Raw genomic sequence first — 15,470 nt, 5'->3', positions numbered from 1 at the left:
TTTGGAGTAGCAGGAACGACTTGCTGCACGTCGAACTAACAATAAAAGACTATGCAAAAAAATTGGAGGCAAGAACCATGGAAATCACATTAGGCGGAATCGCCGGATTAGTCGCTGCGATCGCATTCGTAGTGCTCGTCATTTTCCTTGCCCGTGTATTAGGTGCTGCGAGTAAGACGCTCAACAATGTAGCCAACACGACAGCAGGACTTGAACGTCAATTAGACGGTATCATGATGGAGACGACAGCGTTGTTACATAAGACGAATCGTCTGGTAGATACGATTGAAGAAAAAACAGAATTGCTTGCACCTGTCGCAAACTCGATCGAAGAACTCGGTACGTCTTTAAACAAAGTGACAGATTCTGTCCGAACAGTATCCGATACGGTTGCTGGTGCGGCGGATACGAATAAAGAACAGATTGCGCAAGCAGTCCGTTGGGGCTCAGTCGCTGTAGAGTTATTTAAGAAAAATAAACCGGCAGAAACTACGGTTCAAAATCATTCGACGGCAACGACGACGGTTGAGAAAAAGCCACGTCGTCGATTCCGGAAAAAGGCAGAGGCGCCGGTCACACCGGAAGTCGTATCTGTACCAGACGTCGAAAGCATTCCAGATGAGTTGAAGGGAGATCGTAAATCATGACGAAACAACACCCATATCAAGCACAAGATTCTTCTAAAGGAGGAGGCTTCCTTGCCGGAATCATCGTTGGTGGATTGATCGGTGCTGCGGCAGCTCTCCTTTCTAGCCCGAAATCAGGCCGCGAGATGCGCGACATGATCGATGAGCGTACAGCGCCTGCGCGTCAACGTTTGACGGAACAGACACAAGTCGTTCGCGAAAAAGCAGAACCACTCGTAGGTGAGTGGATTCAACTAGCAAAAGATAAAGCAGCACCTGTCATTGAAAAAGCAAAGAATAATCCAACGGTTCAAGAAGCGGCACAATATGCGGGCTTTGAGAAGGATCAGGCAAGCATTGATGCTGCTCTCGCAGAAGCAGAACAACTCGTACGTGACATCGAACGTGAAATTGGCGACGAAGTCGATGGGGCGTCAGTGGCAGAAGAAATCGACACGGAGACGGTCGTTGAACTTTCGGAGTTACGTGAACAGTTAGCAGACGAACAAGATGAAGACAATGATCCGCAGTCTGATGTGAATCATAAGAAATAATCAATAAATGAGGAGCTCTCATCATGAGGGCTCTTTTTCTATGTTTCCTTATAGAGAAAACATAAAAAAATTATATGAAAAAACGTAATTTATTTTCATATTTTAAGAAATCATGCAGCTTCTTTATGTACAACAGGGAAAGAGTTCGCTATAATTAGTTGCTATTACGAGCTATATGCTGATTAGGGAGTGGTAGGACATGGATCAACATGCAGAATTAAAAAGATTACGTGATGAACTCGATTTAGTGAATGCAGAATTATTGGAATTGATGAACCGACGTGGTCAAATTGCCGTCGAAATCGGAAAAGTCAAACGAGCACAAGGGCTAGATCGATACGACCCTGTTCGAGAACGTCAAATGCTCGAATCAATTGCCGCTAATAACCATGGACCTTTTGAAACAGGACGCCTTCAGCATGTATTTAAAGAAATTTTCAAAGCTTCTCTCGAATTACAAGGAGAAGATCGGACTCGGAAATTACTCGTATCACGGAAACAAAAACCGACGAATACGATCATCCGGATCGGAGATGCCGTCATCGGAGACGGTTCGCAACAATTGATCGCTGGACCGTGTGCGGTCGAGAGCGAAGAACAAGTATTTGAGGTCGCGGAACAGCTCGCGAAACATGGCGTGAAGTTCATGCGAGGCGGAGCGTACAAACCACGTACATCGCCTTACGACTTCCAAGGTCTAGGACTCGAGGGTCTAAAAATGTTGAAAAAAGCAGCCGACGCGCACGGTTTGCATGTCATCACTGAAATCATGACACCGAGCGCCGTTGAATCTGCTTTACCATATGTCGACATCATCCAGGTCGGCGCACGCAACATGCAAAACTTCGATTTACTCAAAGAAGTCGGTCGTACGAATAAACCAGTTCTTTTAAAACGAGGTCTTTCTGCAACGCTCGAGGAATTCATGTACGCGGCTGAGTACATCATGGCAAGTGGTAACGATCAAGTCATCTTGTGTGAGCGTGGTATCCGGACGTACGAGCGTGCAACACGGAACACGCTTGATATCTCAGCAGTTCCGATTCTGAAGCAAGAAACGCATCTCCCTGTCATGGTCGATGTCACGCACTCGACAGGACGTAAGGATTTACTCTTGCCAACAGCAAAAGCGGCATACGCGATTGGAGCAGACGCTGTCATGGTCGAAGTCCATCCGTTCCCAGCACTTGCGTTGTCTGATGCGAACCAACAACTCGATTTCCAAGAATTCGATACGTTCATCGAAAACTTGACGACTACCTTTCCGGCACTAAACGTTCAATGATTTCCGAAAAAGGGTAACCTAAAGCGAATGAAAACGTTTTACAATGAAGGAAGAATGGGAAAAGAAAACTATCTTTTCCTGTCTTCCTTTCGTGTTGCCTAAAAATGAAAACGAAATGAAAACACTTGAGATGGATCATACTAAAGGAGGAATTTGTTTTGAATAGTAATATTACGATTTACGATGTCGCGCGAGAGGCTGCTGTTTCGATGGCGACCGTATCGCGTGTCGTCAACGGAAACCCGAATGTTAAACCATCCACACGAAAAAAGGTCCAAGACGCAATCGAACAGCTTGGTTATCGTCCGAATGCTGTTGCCCGTGGACTGGCAAGTAAAAAAACAACGACGGTCGGTGTCATCGTGCCCGATATCTCGAACATCTTCTTTGCGGATTTAGCACGCGGAATTGAAGATGTCGCGACAATGTATAAATACAACATCATTTTGTGTAACTCCGACCAAAACCGGGAAAAAGAGATTCATTTGCTCAATACATTACTTGGGAAACAGGTGGATGGAATCATCTTCATGGGCGGACGTCTGCATGAGGATCTCGTTCGTGAGTTTAAAACATCACCGGTACCGATCGTTCTTGCTGCAACGTTGAATCAAGATTATGATCTTCCTGCCGTCAACATCGACTATGAGAGTGCTGCGCACGATGCTGTGAAGTCTTTGATCGACCGTGGACATGAACGGATCGGGTTCATCACTGGACCACTCGAACAGCAAATCAATGGTGAAAAGAAATTTGCGGGTTATCGCCGAGCACTTGAAGAAGCAAATCTTCCGTTTAACGAGCAAAATGTCGTCCTTGGAAACTATACGTATGATTCGGGAATGAAGGCGATGAATCAATTGCTTGAACTTGGAGAAGATTGCCCACGCGCGATTTTTGCTGGAACGGATGAGATGGCTCTTGGTGTTATCCATGCCTTACAGGATGCTGGACACCGTGTACCGGAAGACTTCGAAGTCATCGGACACGATAACACACGTCTTGCGACGATGATTCGTCCGAAACTGACGACTGTCGTTCAACCGATGTATGATATCGGAGCAGTCTCGATGCGTCTATTGACGAAAATCTTGAACAAAGAAGAAATTGAAACGAACGATGTTACATTACCACACCGAATCGAACAACGGGATTCGACACGCCCTTAATCGAAAAAACGTCTCTTCTCTCAAGCAAGCTGCTTGAAAAAAGAGACGTTTTTTTATTTCGCGACGGTAATAAGTTCATCTTGATGATGGTGAAGTTGATCATTTTCGACATGGAGTCGAACCGTAGTCTGACCAGGTGCAGTCAATGTCACTTTCCCGCTGTACGCATCACCCTTTTTTTCTAAAGGAACATAGGTATGCTTTTCTATGCCCGTTTCAATGACTTCCACTTGTACGTTCGCCTTTAGCGGTTTCCCATCAAGGAAAACATGAAAGGAGACGGGGAGTTCAGCACCAGCTTTCGCTTTTGTTGCGCCCATGTAATGGACAGACAGACCGTCGACGGTTTCGTGATCATGTCCATGCTCGTGCGATGCTTCCTCTTTTTCATGTGAATGATCCATGACGACGAATGAGATCTTATCCATATGATGGAGTCCTTTTTTATCATTGATATGATACAGTCCTTCATATTCCCCTTCAACAAGTTTTGCTTCCGCTTGATAAGAACCTGTCTTTTTCAAGGTTGCCTTGAACTTTTGATGGGCACCATCTTGTTTTCCAGCTTCCCACACTTCAAATGTCACGTCTTCAAGGTTAACTGGTTTCTTTTGTTCGACAGCTGACGCTTTAAAAACAACTTTATCTTCTTCCATTGTCTTGGCTGGAACATTGACGTTGACTTCGACCGTCGGTTTTCCTGACCCTTGCATGTTATCGTGATCCATTGCCTGTTTTTCATTGCCACACCCTGCGAGTACGATCCCCGTCGACAGAATAAGACCGGAATAAAGCCATGCCTTTTTCATGATGATTCCCCCAACTATTATTCATTTACTAAGTAAAAATTCCATATTTAGTATAGCAACAAGTTGTGAACTCCGAACGAAATAAATGTGAAGATACAAAGTCAATTAATCAACGGAGTAGGGGGAAGTCGTAGTCAATTGTCTCTTACGCTCATCGCTAACGAACGGCCAAATCAATCGTTTGACGGTTTCCCAATTTTTTTCTTCGATTTCAGGTCGTCGCGGAATGGCCGGGTAGAGTGGCGTTGGATCATGCCAGTGTGTTGGCGGGGGTGTTTCTTCTCCACTCCAACGTTCTTGCCATGAAATAGGAATCTCTCCATGGAATGGAGCTTGTCCGGTCATGGCAGCAAAAACTTGACTCCACGCGCGGGGAACGACACGATACCAGTCATAGCCACCGCCTCCTAAAGCAACGATTTTTCCATTCGTATATTTATTTGCTGCAGCGACGGCGATTTGAGGTATCTGTTCATAACTTTTCATCGTTAAGGATAAATGAGTCAATGGATCAAGCGTGTGTGCATCGGCACCATTTTGCGTAATGATGAGATCCGGTTGGAACAATTCACAGGCTTCAAAGAGTGCCGTCTCATACGCGAGTAAAAACGAATCATCTTCCGTAAAGGCGTCCAGTGGCACGTTCCAACTAAATCCATACCCTTCTTCAGATCCCCGTTCCGTCACCATTCCCGTTCCTGGAAACAAATAGCGACCTGTTTCGTGGAGCGATAACGTCATGACGTCCTTTCGATTATAAAAGGCCCATTGCACCCCATCGCCATGATGGGCGTCCGTATCGACATAAAGAATTTTACAGTGATATTTTTCAATCATGGCTGCCATGGCGACAGCGGTATCGTTATAGACACAAAAACCAGAGGCACGTCCTCGGAATCCGTGATGCAATCCACCACCGATATGAAAGGTTCGTTTATATTGACCAGATAAGACGAGGTCACATGCTTCGATCGTGCCGCCGACAAGGAGAGAAGCGCCCGAATGCATCCCCTGGAACAAAGGTGTATCTTCTGTTCCTAACCCATACATTTGGGCTTTAAGTGGCGTTAATGCACCGGTCCCGGCTGCTTTGACTGCAGCAATATAATCCTGATCATGAATGAGTGCCAGTTCTTCATCGGTCGCATGACGCGGCGCGATACAAGGAATATCATCTAATTGATGCATCGCTTCAAGTAAGGAAACGGTTAATTCGAGACGAATCGGATTGAATGGATGTGTCTCCGAAAACCGATAAGTCGCTTCTTCAGGACTGTACAGATAGGCAAAATCCTTCATCTGCTCACATCCGGTCCAAGTACATCGAATCCTTCTTTGCGCAACTTGTCGATGATCCGAATCGGATTCATCGTCTGGACACGAAACGCAACGATCCGGACATACGGATCGTCTGTTGGATACACGAGTACATTTAAGATATTGATATTCGTTTTGGCAAGCAGTGCGGCAATTTTTGCTAATGTTCCAGCAGTGTTTTCAACACGGATTTCGATTTGAGAACTTGGTTCGAGTGCACCCGTCAATTGAACGAATGTCCGTAACAAATCCGTTTCCGTGACGACACCGACAAGGCGTTGACCGCGGACGATTGGCAGACACGTCAATCGATATTCATAAAACAGCACAGCCGCATCTTCGAGAAAATCGAGCGGGTGGGCCGTGACAGGACTTTCAATCATGATGCTTGAGACCGGATACTGTAGGTCTTGTTTTGCCGTATCCGGATGAAAGATGCTACTTGCGCTTTGAATTTCCTTTAGTCCGACAAGACCGACGAGTTCATGACGGGCATTGACGACGAGAATATGACGAATCTGATGACGTTGCATGAGTTCAACCGCATGCGCGATGGAATTCGTCGGTTGCATCGTGATGCACGTCGTATTCATGATTTGTTCGATTAACATGACGATTCCTCCTCGAGCTCAGTCATACATGAAACGTCTTCTCAAGCGTAGCGCATCAAAATGAGCGACGACTTCAGGTGAGACGTGTTTTCCGATACGCGCCATCAGGCAGTTGGCAGGATGGGAGGCGATTTCCGGATCGTCGGTCGGGAAGAAGACGAGACCACCATGGTTCATCATCTTCTCCATGATCTTCCGGTAATCCCAGACCGATAGTCCGCTCCCTTTTAGGTCCCAATGCCAATAATATTCAGTCGTTAAAATCAAATAGTGTTCCATGGCGGGGTCCAGCATGGAGATTTCAAGTAATTTTTTACCGATCTGTTGTCCGCGGAACCGAGAGGAGACTTCAATCGCTCCGAGTTCCAAGATGTACGGATTGTTTCCTTCACTCCACGTTTCATAGGGATCAGGGTATAAGTAAGTCACATAACCGATGATTTCCGTTCCTTGACGAGCGACGATGATCCGTCCTTCTTCAAGATCCGCAATCTCAACGAGCGCTTGATGTTGTTCAGCGGGTGGACGAAAAGCCGTCAACCCTGAATCGAGTGTATACGTTGCTAGTGTTTGACTCGGTACGGGACCTTCGATGTCGACAGGACCGAGTGATGTTTCGTGCGTCCGATGATTGAATTGTTTTTCAAACATGTAAGCGTCACCACCTTCTTATTCATTATAGACGAAAGCGCTTGAGCAAAGAGAGGGATTTTTTAACAAATTGACGGCAAATGGATTGAACTGACGGATAACTAGCTTATAATAAAGAGGAAAACATAGAAGGGGAGGAACGAGACATGAAAGTTTTGAAAGCGCTTCCGGGGAAGCATTGGTTAGCAGAGTATGATGAAGCAAACACGTACGACTGGAAAGATGCTGAGCAGTACTTTTCATGGGCGACAACGGGGAAAGTCAACATGGCTCATGAAGCAATCGACCGCCACGCAGAAGGCGAGCGAGCGAACAAGGATGCGCTGATCTATTTCGATGGAACGACGGAACAACGATTCACATATGCAGATATGAAACGATTGACGAATAAAGCGGCAAACGTATTAGTCGATGCAGGGGTCAAAACGGGTGACCGTATTTTCATCTTCATGCCACGTTCACCGGAATTGTATTTTGCCTTGCTTGGCGCACTGAAAGTAGGCGCAATCGTCGGTCCGTTATTTGAAGCATTCATGGAACAAGCGGTCCGTGATCGCCTGCTTGATTCTGAAGCGAAGTTACTCGTGACGACGAAGGCACTGCTCCCACGTGTTCCAGTTGGGGAACTGGAATCACTTGAAAAGGTAGTACTTGTCGACGAAGATGTCGAAGAATCGGACACATTACTCGATTTCCGCAAAGCGTTCGAGCAAGCATCCGATGTATTCGAACCGGTCTGGTTAGATCGTGAAGACGGATTGATCCTGCACTACACTTCAGGATCGACAGGGAAGCCGAAAGGTGTGCTCCACGTTCAAAATGCGATGATTCAGCACTTAATGACAGGTCGCTGGGTACTTGATCTCCAAGAAGATGATGTCTACTGGTGTACGGCTGACCCGGGGTGGGTCACAGGAACAAGTTACGGTATCTTCGCACCATTCTTGAATGGCGCGACGAACATCGTCGTCGGTGGACGCTTCAATCCGGATTTCTGGTACAGTGTCATCGAGAAGTACAAGGTAACGGTCTGGTATAGCGCACCAACGGCTTTCCGGATGTTGATGGGAGCAGGAGCGGATGTTGCAAATCATCATGATCTCTCAAGTCTTCGTCATGTATTGTCTGTCGGCGAACCGTTGAACCCAGAAGTCATTCGTTGGGGGAAAGAAGCCTTTGATCAACGGATTCATGATACATGGTGGATGACGGAGACAGGCGCGATGATGATTTGTAACTACAAGTCGATGGACATCAAACCGGGATCGATGGGGAAACCGATTCCAGGAACTCAGGCTGCGATCATTGATGATCAAGGAAATGAGTTACCGCCATTCCGAATGGGGAACCTTGCTTTAAAAACACCATGGCCATCGATGATGCGTCAAATTTGGAACAATCCGCAGAAATATGAATCGTATTTCTTTAAAGGATGGTATGTCTCAGGGGATTCTGCCTATATGGATGACGAAGGTTACTTCTGGTTCCAAGGACGTGTCGATGACGTCATCATGACGGCTGGAGAACGGGTTGGTCCGTTTGAAGTCGAAAGTCGTCTCGTCGAGCATCCAGCTGTCGCGGAAGCTGGTGTCATCGGGAAACCAGATCCAGTCCGCGGTGAAATCATCAAGGCATTCATTGCCTTGCGTGATGGTTACGAGCCAACGGATGAGCTAAAACAAGAAATCCAAGCATTCGTTAAAGAGGGGCTTGCTGCTCACGCAGCACCGAGAGAAATCGATTTCCGAGATAAGTTGCCGAAGACACGAAGTGGTAAAATCATGCGCCGTGTTCTGAAAGCGTGGGAGTTGAATCTTGAAACAGGCGATCTGTCGACGATGGAAGATTGAACGAAAAAAGGATGAATCACCGTGACAGGTGATTCATCCTTTTTGTTAGTTTTCAGAAGCAGCATCGTTTTTCTTTTCATCTTGTTTCTTCTGTTGTTCTTGTTGTTTCTTTGCCTCTGCTTCTTTCTTCTTAGCATCAGCTTCTTTTTGCTTAGCGTCCGCTTCCGCTTTCTTTTTTGCCTCTGCTTCAGCTTTTGCCTCTGCTTCGGCTTTTGCCTCTGCTTCGGCTTTTGCCTCTGCTTCGGCTTTTGCTTTTGCGTCGGCAGCACGTTTTGCGTCGTCGGCTGCTTTTTTCTTGGCATCAGCTTCAGCTTTTTCTTTAGCCTGATCTTGTTCTTTTTGTTGCTCTTCTTTCTTCTGTGCGTCCGCTTCTTTTTTCTTTTCTTCTGCTTCTTTCTTTTTCTTCGCTTCGGCTTTTTTCTTTGCTTCTTCCGCTTTTTTCTTCTTATCTTCTTCTTTGAAGCGACCACTGTTTTTAAAGTCGTTTGCTGTTACAGAAGATGGTTGCGTGAAGCGGGCACCGGATTTGAAGTAGCTACTGTTCGCGGCATACGTCGCATTCGCCATTTGTGACCACAGCGTTTGTGTTCGTTGGTAATACGTCGTTGGACCGATGAGCGAGTTGTTCTGATCGTGTCCTGTCCAAACGGCAAGCGTTACACCAGGAGTGGAACCGACAAGGTAAGAGTCTTTAACATCGTTCGTCGTACCTGTCTTACCAGCCCAATCTCCAGGAACGTTTAATCGACTTTTTGCAAACGTTGCTGTACCTTTTGAGAAGACGCCACGCATCATATCAAGCGTCAGGTAAGCTGTTCGTGGTTCATAAATTCGTTTTTTCTTCGGTTTTGCTTTATAGATATCTTTTCCGTCTTTCGTGATTTTCGAAATGACGTATGGTTGCACGAATTCACCATAGTTGGCGAGTGTCGCGTAAGCACCGGCAAGTTCGACAGGTGTGATCTCCATCGTTCCGAGTGCTGCTGAAGGGGCATAACGAATCGCATCCGGTACTTCAACACCCATATCGACGAGTTTTTGAATCGAGTTCGACATGTTCATCTTCTCGTAAATCTTAACGGCAGGTACGTTCAATGAGAGTTCAAGTGCTGTACGAACCGTCACGTTTCCACGATAACGTCCACCTTCGTTCTTGATCGGACGATCGCCTGGTTGACGTGGTACGGTCTGATAGTAGTACTCTTCATCATTGACGGTAGATGCCGGAGTGATTAAACGATTTTCAATCCCGTTCGAATAGACGAGAATTGGTTTTGCCGTTGACCCGATTTGACGTTTCGCTTGGAATGCTCGGTTGAAATCATCGGCTTTTCCATCAAGGTAACGTCCACCAACGAATCCGAGAATACGACCCGTCTCATTCTGAACCATGACCGCAGCTGTCTCTTCTGGATCTTGTTTCGAAACGGTTTTTTTCGTTTTTGGATCCACGACTTGTTTGTACTGCATGCCGCCAGGGAAGTTCCCGTTGTTCTTCGCAGGTTGTTGCATCGATTCATGAATTTTTTTATCTAGCGTCATATGAACTTTGTATCCACCTTGACGGAGTGCAACCAGTGCTTGATCTTGATAGTTTGCCCGGACTTCTGCCAGTTCAGACGGTTTGACTTCGTCTTCTTTCACACCATCTTGTTTCATCAAGTACTTCGTCATGATCTTCGTCGCTTCACGTTCTGCTAAATCATAGACATACGGATACGTGTCACGCGAACGTTTCGACTGTTTCGCGAAGTCTTTCGTGATGTCGTGTTTGATTGCTTTTTCATATTGTTCTTTCGTAATGTTTTTTGCGACATACATTCGCTTCAACACGGTCTTCATCCGATTGACACTTGGCGTCAAGTCCTTTTTGACGACACCGCCCTGTAGATAAGGTGTGTAGTAGTAAGGGTTTTTCGGAATACCAGCGAGGAAAGCTGCTTGTGGTAACGTCAGTTTTTTCGCTGATTTGTTGAAGACCCCTTGGGAGGCAGCTTCGATACCAGCGATGTTACGCCCGAGTGAATTTCGTCCGAATGAGACGACATTCAAATATGCCTGTAAAATTTCATCTTTTGACATCGCATTTTCAAGGCGGAGCGCTAAGATGATCTCTTTTGCTTTCCGTTCGAATGAAACTTCGTTCGTCAGGATTTGGTTTTTAATTAATTGTTGTGTCAGCGTACTTCCGCCGGTGCGTGACGCTGAATTCGTCAATTCTTGTAAGACTGCTCGTAAAGTCGCTTTTGGAACGACTCCATCATGTTGATAAAAATCTACGTCTTCCGTTGATAGAAGCGCATCAATTAAATAAGGGGAGATATTCTTGATATCAACCGGCTGACGTTCTTCATCCGTTGAGATGTTCGTCAGCTTTTCGCCACTTCCCCAATAAATTTGACTTGTCACCGCATAACTGTTCACTTCTTGTTTCATCTCAGTCAAAGGTGGTGCTTTCGTATCTTTGACGAGGGAAGCGAAATATCCTCCAGCCGCTCCGACAGAGAAGCTGCCGATGAGAAGGACTGCTATGATGAGGAATAAAATGATGTTCCACGAAACATCGTATGTGATATTCGACCAGTGCCGAACGGCTTTCGTCCGGGGGTGATTCCAAAACTTGAACCAGTTCTCGCGCATAAATGATCTCCTTTGCATCTTAAACTTAGGTGTAAATTAATATTAAATCACAGATAGACGTATTATACCATAAATCCACCAGTAAAATCGGACTTGACAGCGGATTCGCCTTCGACGTATCATGAAACCATCTTATTTTCATATATTACGTTAAACAGTGATCGGAATACAGTAGTAAGTCACTCCCTGTGACAGAGACCTAGTGGTGCTGCGAACTAGGACACAGTGAACTTACGAATTACGCTTCCGGGAGTTTCTTGAGAAATCAAGCGGTCCGTCCCGTTATCGACGAACCAAGTGGTCCTTTTATGTAAAGGGCAATCAGGGTGGTACCACGGAATTTTCCGTCCCTTCGTCTTAGACGAAGGGACGGTTTTTTATTGTTAAAAGTGAACTTTAGGAGGAGACACAATGACGTTATTAGAGGATTTAGAATTTCGCGGTTTAATTAACCAAATGACGGATGAAGAAGGACTTAAGACATTACTCGAGACACCAACGACGCTATACACGGGTTTCGATCCAACAGCTGATTCATTGCACATCGGGCACTTGTTGCCGATTTTAGTCTTAAAACGATTCCAACAAGCAGGTCACCATGTCGTAGGTCTCGTCGGTGGGGCGACGGGAATGATTGGAGACCCGAGTGGTCGCGCAACGGAACGTTCATTGAACACATCGGATATCGTTGAAGAATTTGCAAACCGGATTAAAGATCAACTGTCGCGTTTCTTACCGCTTGAAGGAGAGAACCCGGTCACGATCGCCAATAACTTGGACTGGACGAAAGACTTGACGATCATCGATTTCTTGCGTGATATCGGAAAACACTTCCCGGTCAGCTACATGCTTGCGAAAGACTCTGTTGACTCACGACTTCAAAACGGAATCTCGTTCACTGAGTTCTCATACATGTTACTTCAATCGTTTGACTTCTTGAAACTTTACGAAGACAAAGGATGCCGCCTTCAAGTCGGAGGAAGTGACCAGTGGGGGAACATCACAGCAGGGATGGAATTGATTCGTCGTGCCGGTCATGAAGAAAAAGCATTCGGTTTGACGGTACCGCTCGTTACAAAAGCAGACGGTCAAAAGTTCGGTAAGACAGCAGGTGGTGCGGTTTGGTTAGATGCTGACAAAACATCACCGTACGAGTTCTACCAGTTCTGGTTCAACGTTGACGATCTTGACGTCATCAAGTTCTTGAAATACTTCACGTTCTTAACGCACGAAGAACTTGATGCGCTCGCAGAAGAAGTTAAAGCAGCACCAGAGAAGCGCGTCGCACAACGTCGTCTCGCAGAAGAGATGACCGTTCTCGTCCATGGTGAAGAAGGTCTGACACAAGCACAACGTATTACGACGGCACTCTTTAGTGGAGATATTAAATCGTTGCAAGTCGAAGATATCGAAGATGCGTTCAAAGGAATGCCACGCTTTACACTCGGTGAAGCGACAAACCTCGTCGACGTTCTCGTTGAGGCGAAGATCAGTCCGTCAAAACGTCAAGCACGTGAAGACGTAACAAACGGTGCGATCTACCTGAACGGAGAACGCGAGCAAGATTTAACGAAAGAAATCACGGAAGCTGATGCAATCGGTCGCTTTACGATCGTACGTCGCGGAAAGAAAAAATACTTCGTCGTCGAGCATGCTTGATGATCAATTAAATAGGGTTAACTCAAAAAAGAATGACTTGTCTTTTCACGCCCTTTCCTCAGGCGAGACACAAGCCAGTTTTCCTGCTTCACTTCAGCAGGAAAGCGGGTCTTGTTTGTCTCTGACAGCGCAAAAATGCGCTTATTCCTGTAGGAGTTGCGTGCAACGAGTCATTCTTCTTTTTACGAGATAAGGGTGGCAGACTCATGATCTGCCACCCTTATCTTTTTATAAATTGACTTATGAGTCAGCCTCGTATTTTTAAGCTGTTCGGAATAAACGGAGTGGTAACAAGCGAACGGCAATCGTCGTGGCGATGACAGCTTTGATTGTATCCCATAGGACAAACGGATAGTTAATCGCAAAAGCATCTTTGAACGATAGATCGAGTACAGCCATTAGACCGAATGTGCCAAGCAGGTAAACTAAACCAAGTCCGAAGACGATCATCCCGATGAAGAGAGGAACGAAGCGGCGCGTTTTTTCTGCAACAAGACCGATGAAGAAACCGGCAATCGGAAAGGCAATCAAGTACCCAACGGTTGGTCCGACGAATGGAGCAAGTCCACCTTTTCCGCCAAGCACCGGTAGACCAGCTGCTGCGAGTAATAAGAAAATCAAGACAGCGAGTCCGCCACGTTTGCCACCAAGGATTGCGCTGACCGTCATGATCGCGAGCATCTGAAGCGTGATCGGAACGGCACCGACAAGTTGAATCTGTGGCAAAGAACTGACGGCTGCGATGATGGCAGCACCAAGGGCAATGAATGTTAAATCTCTTGTTTTCATGAATGAAGTCCTCTTTTCTGTTTGTGTTAACTATTTATATTTAAAGGTTAACACAAGGATGTAAATGACGTCACTCTTTTTTTAAGACCAGGTATACATTTTAGTCATAGGTATAAAAAAAGCACCCACCGAAGTGAGTGCTGGAACAATCGATTAACGTGAGTAGTACTCGACGACGAGTTGTTCTTGGATTTGATCGTTCAATTCAGAACGCTCTGGAAGACGGACGAATGTTCCTTCGAGCTTCTCAGCATCGAAAGTAACGAAGTCTTTAGTTGCTGGAGCAACTTCGAGTGCTTCTTTGATAACGACAAAGTTCTTCGATTTTTCGCGAACTGAGATCGTTTGACCTGGTTTCACGCGGAATGATGGGATATCAACGCGTTGTCCATCAACTTGGATGTGACCGTGGTTGACGAGCTGACGAGCAGCACGACGTGTACGAGCCATACCCATACGGTAAACGACGTTATCAAGACGTGCTTCGAGTAAGAACATGAAGTTCTCACCGTGGATACCAGGCATTTTGCCAGCATCGTTGAAGATACGGTTGAATTGGCGTTCGTTTACTCCGTACATGTGACGAAGTGTTTGCTTCGCTTGAAGTTGAAGACCGTACTCAGATACTTTACGACGGCTGTTACCGTGTTGACCTGGTGCGTAAGGGCGTTTTGCGATTTCTTTTCCTGTTTCAGTAAGTGAGATACCGAGACGACGTGAGAGTTTCCAAGCTGGACCTGTATAGCGAGCCATAATAAGACTCCTCCTTATTGTTCGTTATTATTTGCATAAAAATAATAACGCCATCAAACCCACATTACGCCCATTTCATGATGTGGCACCCTCGCTTGATAGCAAAGTTACACGATGCCCCTCCGGTTATTCACCGAGTCATGAAATGTGATACGTAAGCGATTTGACCGCTATCGTTATCATTTCTGCACTTTTACAAGTATACGGTGTGGACAATCGACTGTCAATCAGAATTACAGATGGCGAAGCAGAGTCGTACAGAATGCTTCTAGACCAGCTTGATCGACTTCGTCAAAACGATTGAATTCTGGGCTGTCGATATCGAGGACACCGATCGTTTGTCCGTCTTTGACGAGTGGAATGACGATTTCTGAATTCGAAGCCGCGTCACATGCGATGTGACCTGGGAACTGATGCACATCTTCGATTCGTTGTGTCGTTTGCTCTGCTGCAGATGTTCCGCAGACACCACGACCGAATGGAATACGGACACATGCTGGAAGTCCTTGGAACGGTCCGAGGACAAGTTGGTTTTGCTCCGTATCCGTCAAATAGAAGCCGACCCAGTTGATACGGTCGAGGAACTGGTTGAGCAACGCGCTCGCATTCGATAAGTTCGCAACTTGATTGTCTTCTCCCATTAATAACGCATCAAGTTGTTTTGAGAGCATGTCATATTGTTTCGTCCGGTCACCTTCATATGTCTTTGTTTCGAACATAATAAAAATTCCTCCCATGAAAAGCATATTTTTTTTAG

14 protein-coding genes and 1 other annotated feature are annotated in these 15,470 nt (G+C 46.0%); of the genes, 6 read left to right on the top strand and 8 right to left on the bottom strand.

Going from position 1 to position 15,470, the window contains the following annotated elements:
* The first annotated feature begins 77 nt into the window (after positions 1-77).
* The 4 genes from ESP131_RS14550 to ccpA all read left to right on the top strand — a co-directional run bounded on the left by ESP131_RS14550 (position 78) and on the right by ccpA (position 3,634).
* The gene (locus ESP131_RS14550) at positions 78-647 is read left to right on the top strand and encodes a DUF948 domain-containing protein (protein ID WP_029342359.1); all 570 of its coding nucleotides are present in this window, start codon (positions 78-80) and stop codon (positions 645-647) included.
* The gene (locus ESP131_RS14545; protein WP_029342358.1) at positions 644-1,180 is read left to right on the top strand and encodes a YtxH domain-containing protein; all 537 of its coding nucleotides are present in this window, start codon (positions 644-646) and stop codon (positions 1,178-1,180) included. Before ESP131_RS14550 ends, ESP131_RS14545 begins: the two co-directional genes overlap by 4 nt.
* Positions 1,181-1,379: 199 nt before the next feature.
* Complete coding sequence (locus ESP131_RS14540) at positions 1,380-2,465, top strand: bifunctional 3-deoxy-7-phosphoheptulonate synthase/chorismate mutase (protein ID WP_023469069.1); 1,086 nt, start codon at positions 1,380-1,382, stop codon at positions 2,463-2,465.
* A gap of 158 nt (positions 2,466-2,623) precedes the next feature.
* Positions 2,624-3,634, top strand: a complete 1,011-nt coding sequence (gene ccpA / locus ESP131_RS14535; RefSeq protein ID WP_023469068.1) for a catabolite control protein A — start codon at positions 2,624-2,626, stop codon at positions 3,632-3,634.
* Between the two features lie 53 nt (positions 3,635-3,687).
* On the opposite strand, the gene ESP131_RS14530 is transcribed toward ccpA, so the two are convergent.
* The 4 genes from ESP131_RS14530 to ESP131_RS14515 all read right to left on the bottom strand — a co-directional run bounded on the left by ESP131_RS14530 (position 3,688) and on the right by ESP131_RS14515 (position 7,022).
* Positions 3,688-4,443, bottom strand: coding sequence for a maltotransferase domain-containing protein (locus tag ESP131_RS14530; RefSeq protein WP_156772517.1), 756 nt, complete (start codon positions 4,441-4,443; stop codon positions 3,688-3,690).
* Between the two features lie 105 nt (positions 4,444-4,548).
* Positions 4,549-5,742, bottom strand: a complete 1,194-nt coding sequence (locus ESP131_RS14525) for an acetoin utilization protein AcuC (protein ID WP_047393512.1) — start codon at positions 5,740-5,742, stop codon at positions 4,549-4,551.
* Entirely contained in the window at positions 5,739-6,371 is a 633-nt protein-coding gene (locus ESP131_RS14520) for an acetoin utilization AcuB family protein (protein ID WP_069940884.1), read from the bottom strand. The genes ESP131_RS14525 and ESP131_RS14520 overlap by 4 nt, the downstream gene beginning before the upstream one ends.
* Before the next feature lie 18 nt (positions 6,372-6,389).
* Positions 6,390-7,022, bottom strand: a complete 633-nt coding sequence (locus tag ESP131_RS14515; RefSeq protein ID WP_023469064.1) for a GNAT family N-acetyltransferase — start codon at positions 7,020-7,022, stop codon at positions 6,390-6,392.
* Between the two features lie 146 nt (positions 7,023-7,168).
* On the opposite strand from ESP131_RS14515, the gene acsA reads away from it, so the two are divergent.
* On the top strand, positions 7,169-8,872 hold the full coding sequence (gene acsA / locus ESP131_RS14510) for an acetate--CoA ligase (protein ID WP_047393518.1): 1,704 nt from the start codon (positions 7,169-7,171) through the stop codon (positions 8,870-8,872).
* A 45-nt stretch (positions 8,873-8,917) separates the two neighbouring features.
* Here the strand turns inward: acsA and ESP131_RS14505 are convergent, their stop codons facing one another.
* Positions 8,918-11,512, bottom strand: a complete 2,595-nt coding sequence (locus tag ESP131_RS14505) for a transglycosylase domain-containing protein (RefSeq protein WP_069940883.1) — start codon at positions 11,510-11,512, stop codon at positions 8,918-8,920.
* Between the two features lie 148 nt (positions 11,513-11,660).
* Positions 11,661-11,867, top strand: a binding site (T-box leader).
* A 56-nt stretch (positions 11,868-11,923) separates the two neighbouring features.
* Here ESP131_RS14505 and tyrS point away from each other — a divergent pair.
* A complete protein-coding gene (gene tyrS, locus ESP131_RS14500) occupies positions 11,924-13,171 on the top strand; it encodes a tyrosine--tRNA ligase (RefSeq protein WP_029342350.1) in 1,248 nt (415 codons plus the stop codon).
* A 261-nt stretch (positions 13,172-13,432) separates the two neighbouring features.
* On the opposite strand, the gene ESP131_RS14495 is transcribed toward tyrS, so the two are convergent.
* The 3 genes from ESP131_RS14495 to ESP131_RS14485 form a co-directional block, all read right to left on the bottom strand.
* Positions 13,433-13,960: a biotin transporter BioY gene (locus ESP131_RS14495; RefSeq protein ID WP_023469060.1), complete on the bottom strand. Its 528-nt coding sequence runs from the start codon at positions 13,958-13,960 to the stop codon at positions 13,433-13,435.
* A gap of 153 nt (positions 13,961-14,113) precedes the next feature.
* Entirely contained in the window at positions 14,114-14,713 is a 600-nt protein-coding gene (gene rpsD, locus ESP131_RS14490) for a 30S ribosomal protein S4 (protein ID WP_023469059.1), read from the bottom strand.
* Between the two features lie 233 nt (positions 14,714-14,946).
* Positions 14,947-15,432, bottom strand: a complete 486-nt coding sequence (locus ESP131_RS14485) for a GAF domain-containing protein (protein ID WP_023469058.1) — start codon at positions 15,430-15,432, stop codon at positions 14,947-14,949.
* Between the last annotated feature and the right edge of the window lie 38 nt (positions 15,433-15,470).

This window comes from Exiguobacterium sp. U13-1 (assembly GCF_001750115.1).
Taxonomy (GTDB): Bacteria; Bacillota; Bacilli; order Exiguobacteriales; family Exiguobacteriaceae; genus Exiguobacterium_A; species Exiguobacterium_A acetylicum.
The sequence above is the reverse complement of the archived record's forward strand: the minus strand, read 5'-3'. Positions and strand labels throughout refer to the sequence as shown.

Bases quoted from the DNA above. Each gene is read 5' to 3' on its own strand.
- ESP131_RS14485 (WP_023469058.1), bottom strand. From the start codon at position 15,432: ATGTTCGAAACAAAGACATATGAAGGTGACCGGACGAAACAATATGAC.
- ESP131_RS14525 (WP_047393512.1), bottom strand. From the start codon at position 5,742: ATGAAGGATTTTGCCTATCTGTACAGTCCTGAAGAAGCGACTTATCGG.
- ESP131_RS14530 (WP_156772517.1), bottom strand. From the start codon at position 4,443: ATGAAAAAGGCATGGCTTTATTCCGGTCTTATTCTGTCGACGGGGATC.
- tyrS (WP_029342350.1), top strand. From the start codon at position 11,924: ATGACGTTATTAGAGGATTTAGAATTTCGCGGTTTAATTAACCAAATG.
- acsA (WP_047393518.1), top strand. From the start codon at position 7,169: ATGAAAGTTTTGAAAGCGCTTCCGGGGAAGCATTGGTTAGCAGAGTAT.
- ESP131_RS14505 (WP_069940883.1), bottom strand. From the start codon at position 11,512: ATGCGCGAGAACTGGTTCAAGTTTTGGAATCACCCCCGGACGAAAGCC.
- ESP131_RS14540 (WP_023469069.1), top strand. From the start codon at position 1,380: ATGGATCAACATGCAGAATTAAAAAGATTACGTGATGAACTCGATTTA.
- rpsD (WP_023469059.1), bottom strand. From the start codon at position 14,713: ATGGCTCGCTATACAGGTCCAGCTTGGAAACTCTCACGTCGTCTCGGT.
- ESP131_RS14520 (WP_069940884.1), bottom strand. From the start codon at position 6,371: ATGTTAATCGAACAAATCATGAATACGACGTGCATCACGATGCAACCG.
- ESP131_RS14495 (WP_023469060.1), bottom strand. From the start codon at position 13,960: ATGAAAACAAGAGATTTAACATTCATTGCCCTTGGTGCTGCCATCATC.
- ESP131_RS14515 (WP_023469064.1), bottom strand. From the start codon at position 7,022: ATGTTTGAAAAACAATTCAATCATCGGACGCACGAAACATCACTCGGT.
- ESP131_RS14545 (WP_029342358.1), top strand. From the start codon at position 644: ATGACGAAACAACACCCATATCAAGCACAAGATTCTTCTAAAGGAGGA.
- ESP131_RS14550 (WP_029342359.1), top strand. From the start codon at position 78: ATGGAAATCACATTAGGCGGAATCGCCGGATTAGTCGCTGCGATCGCA.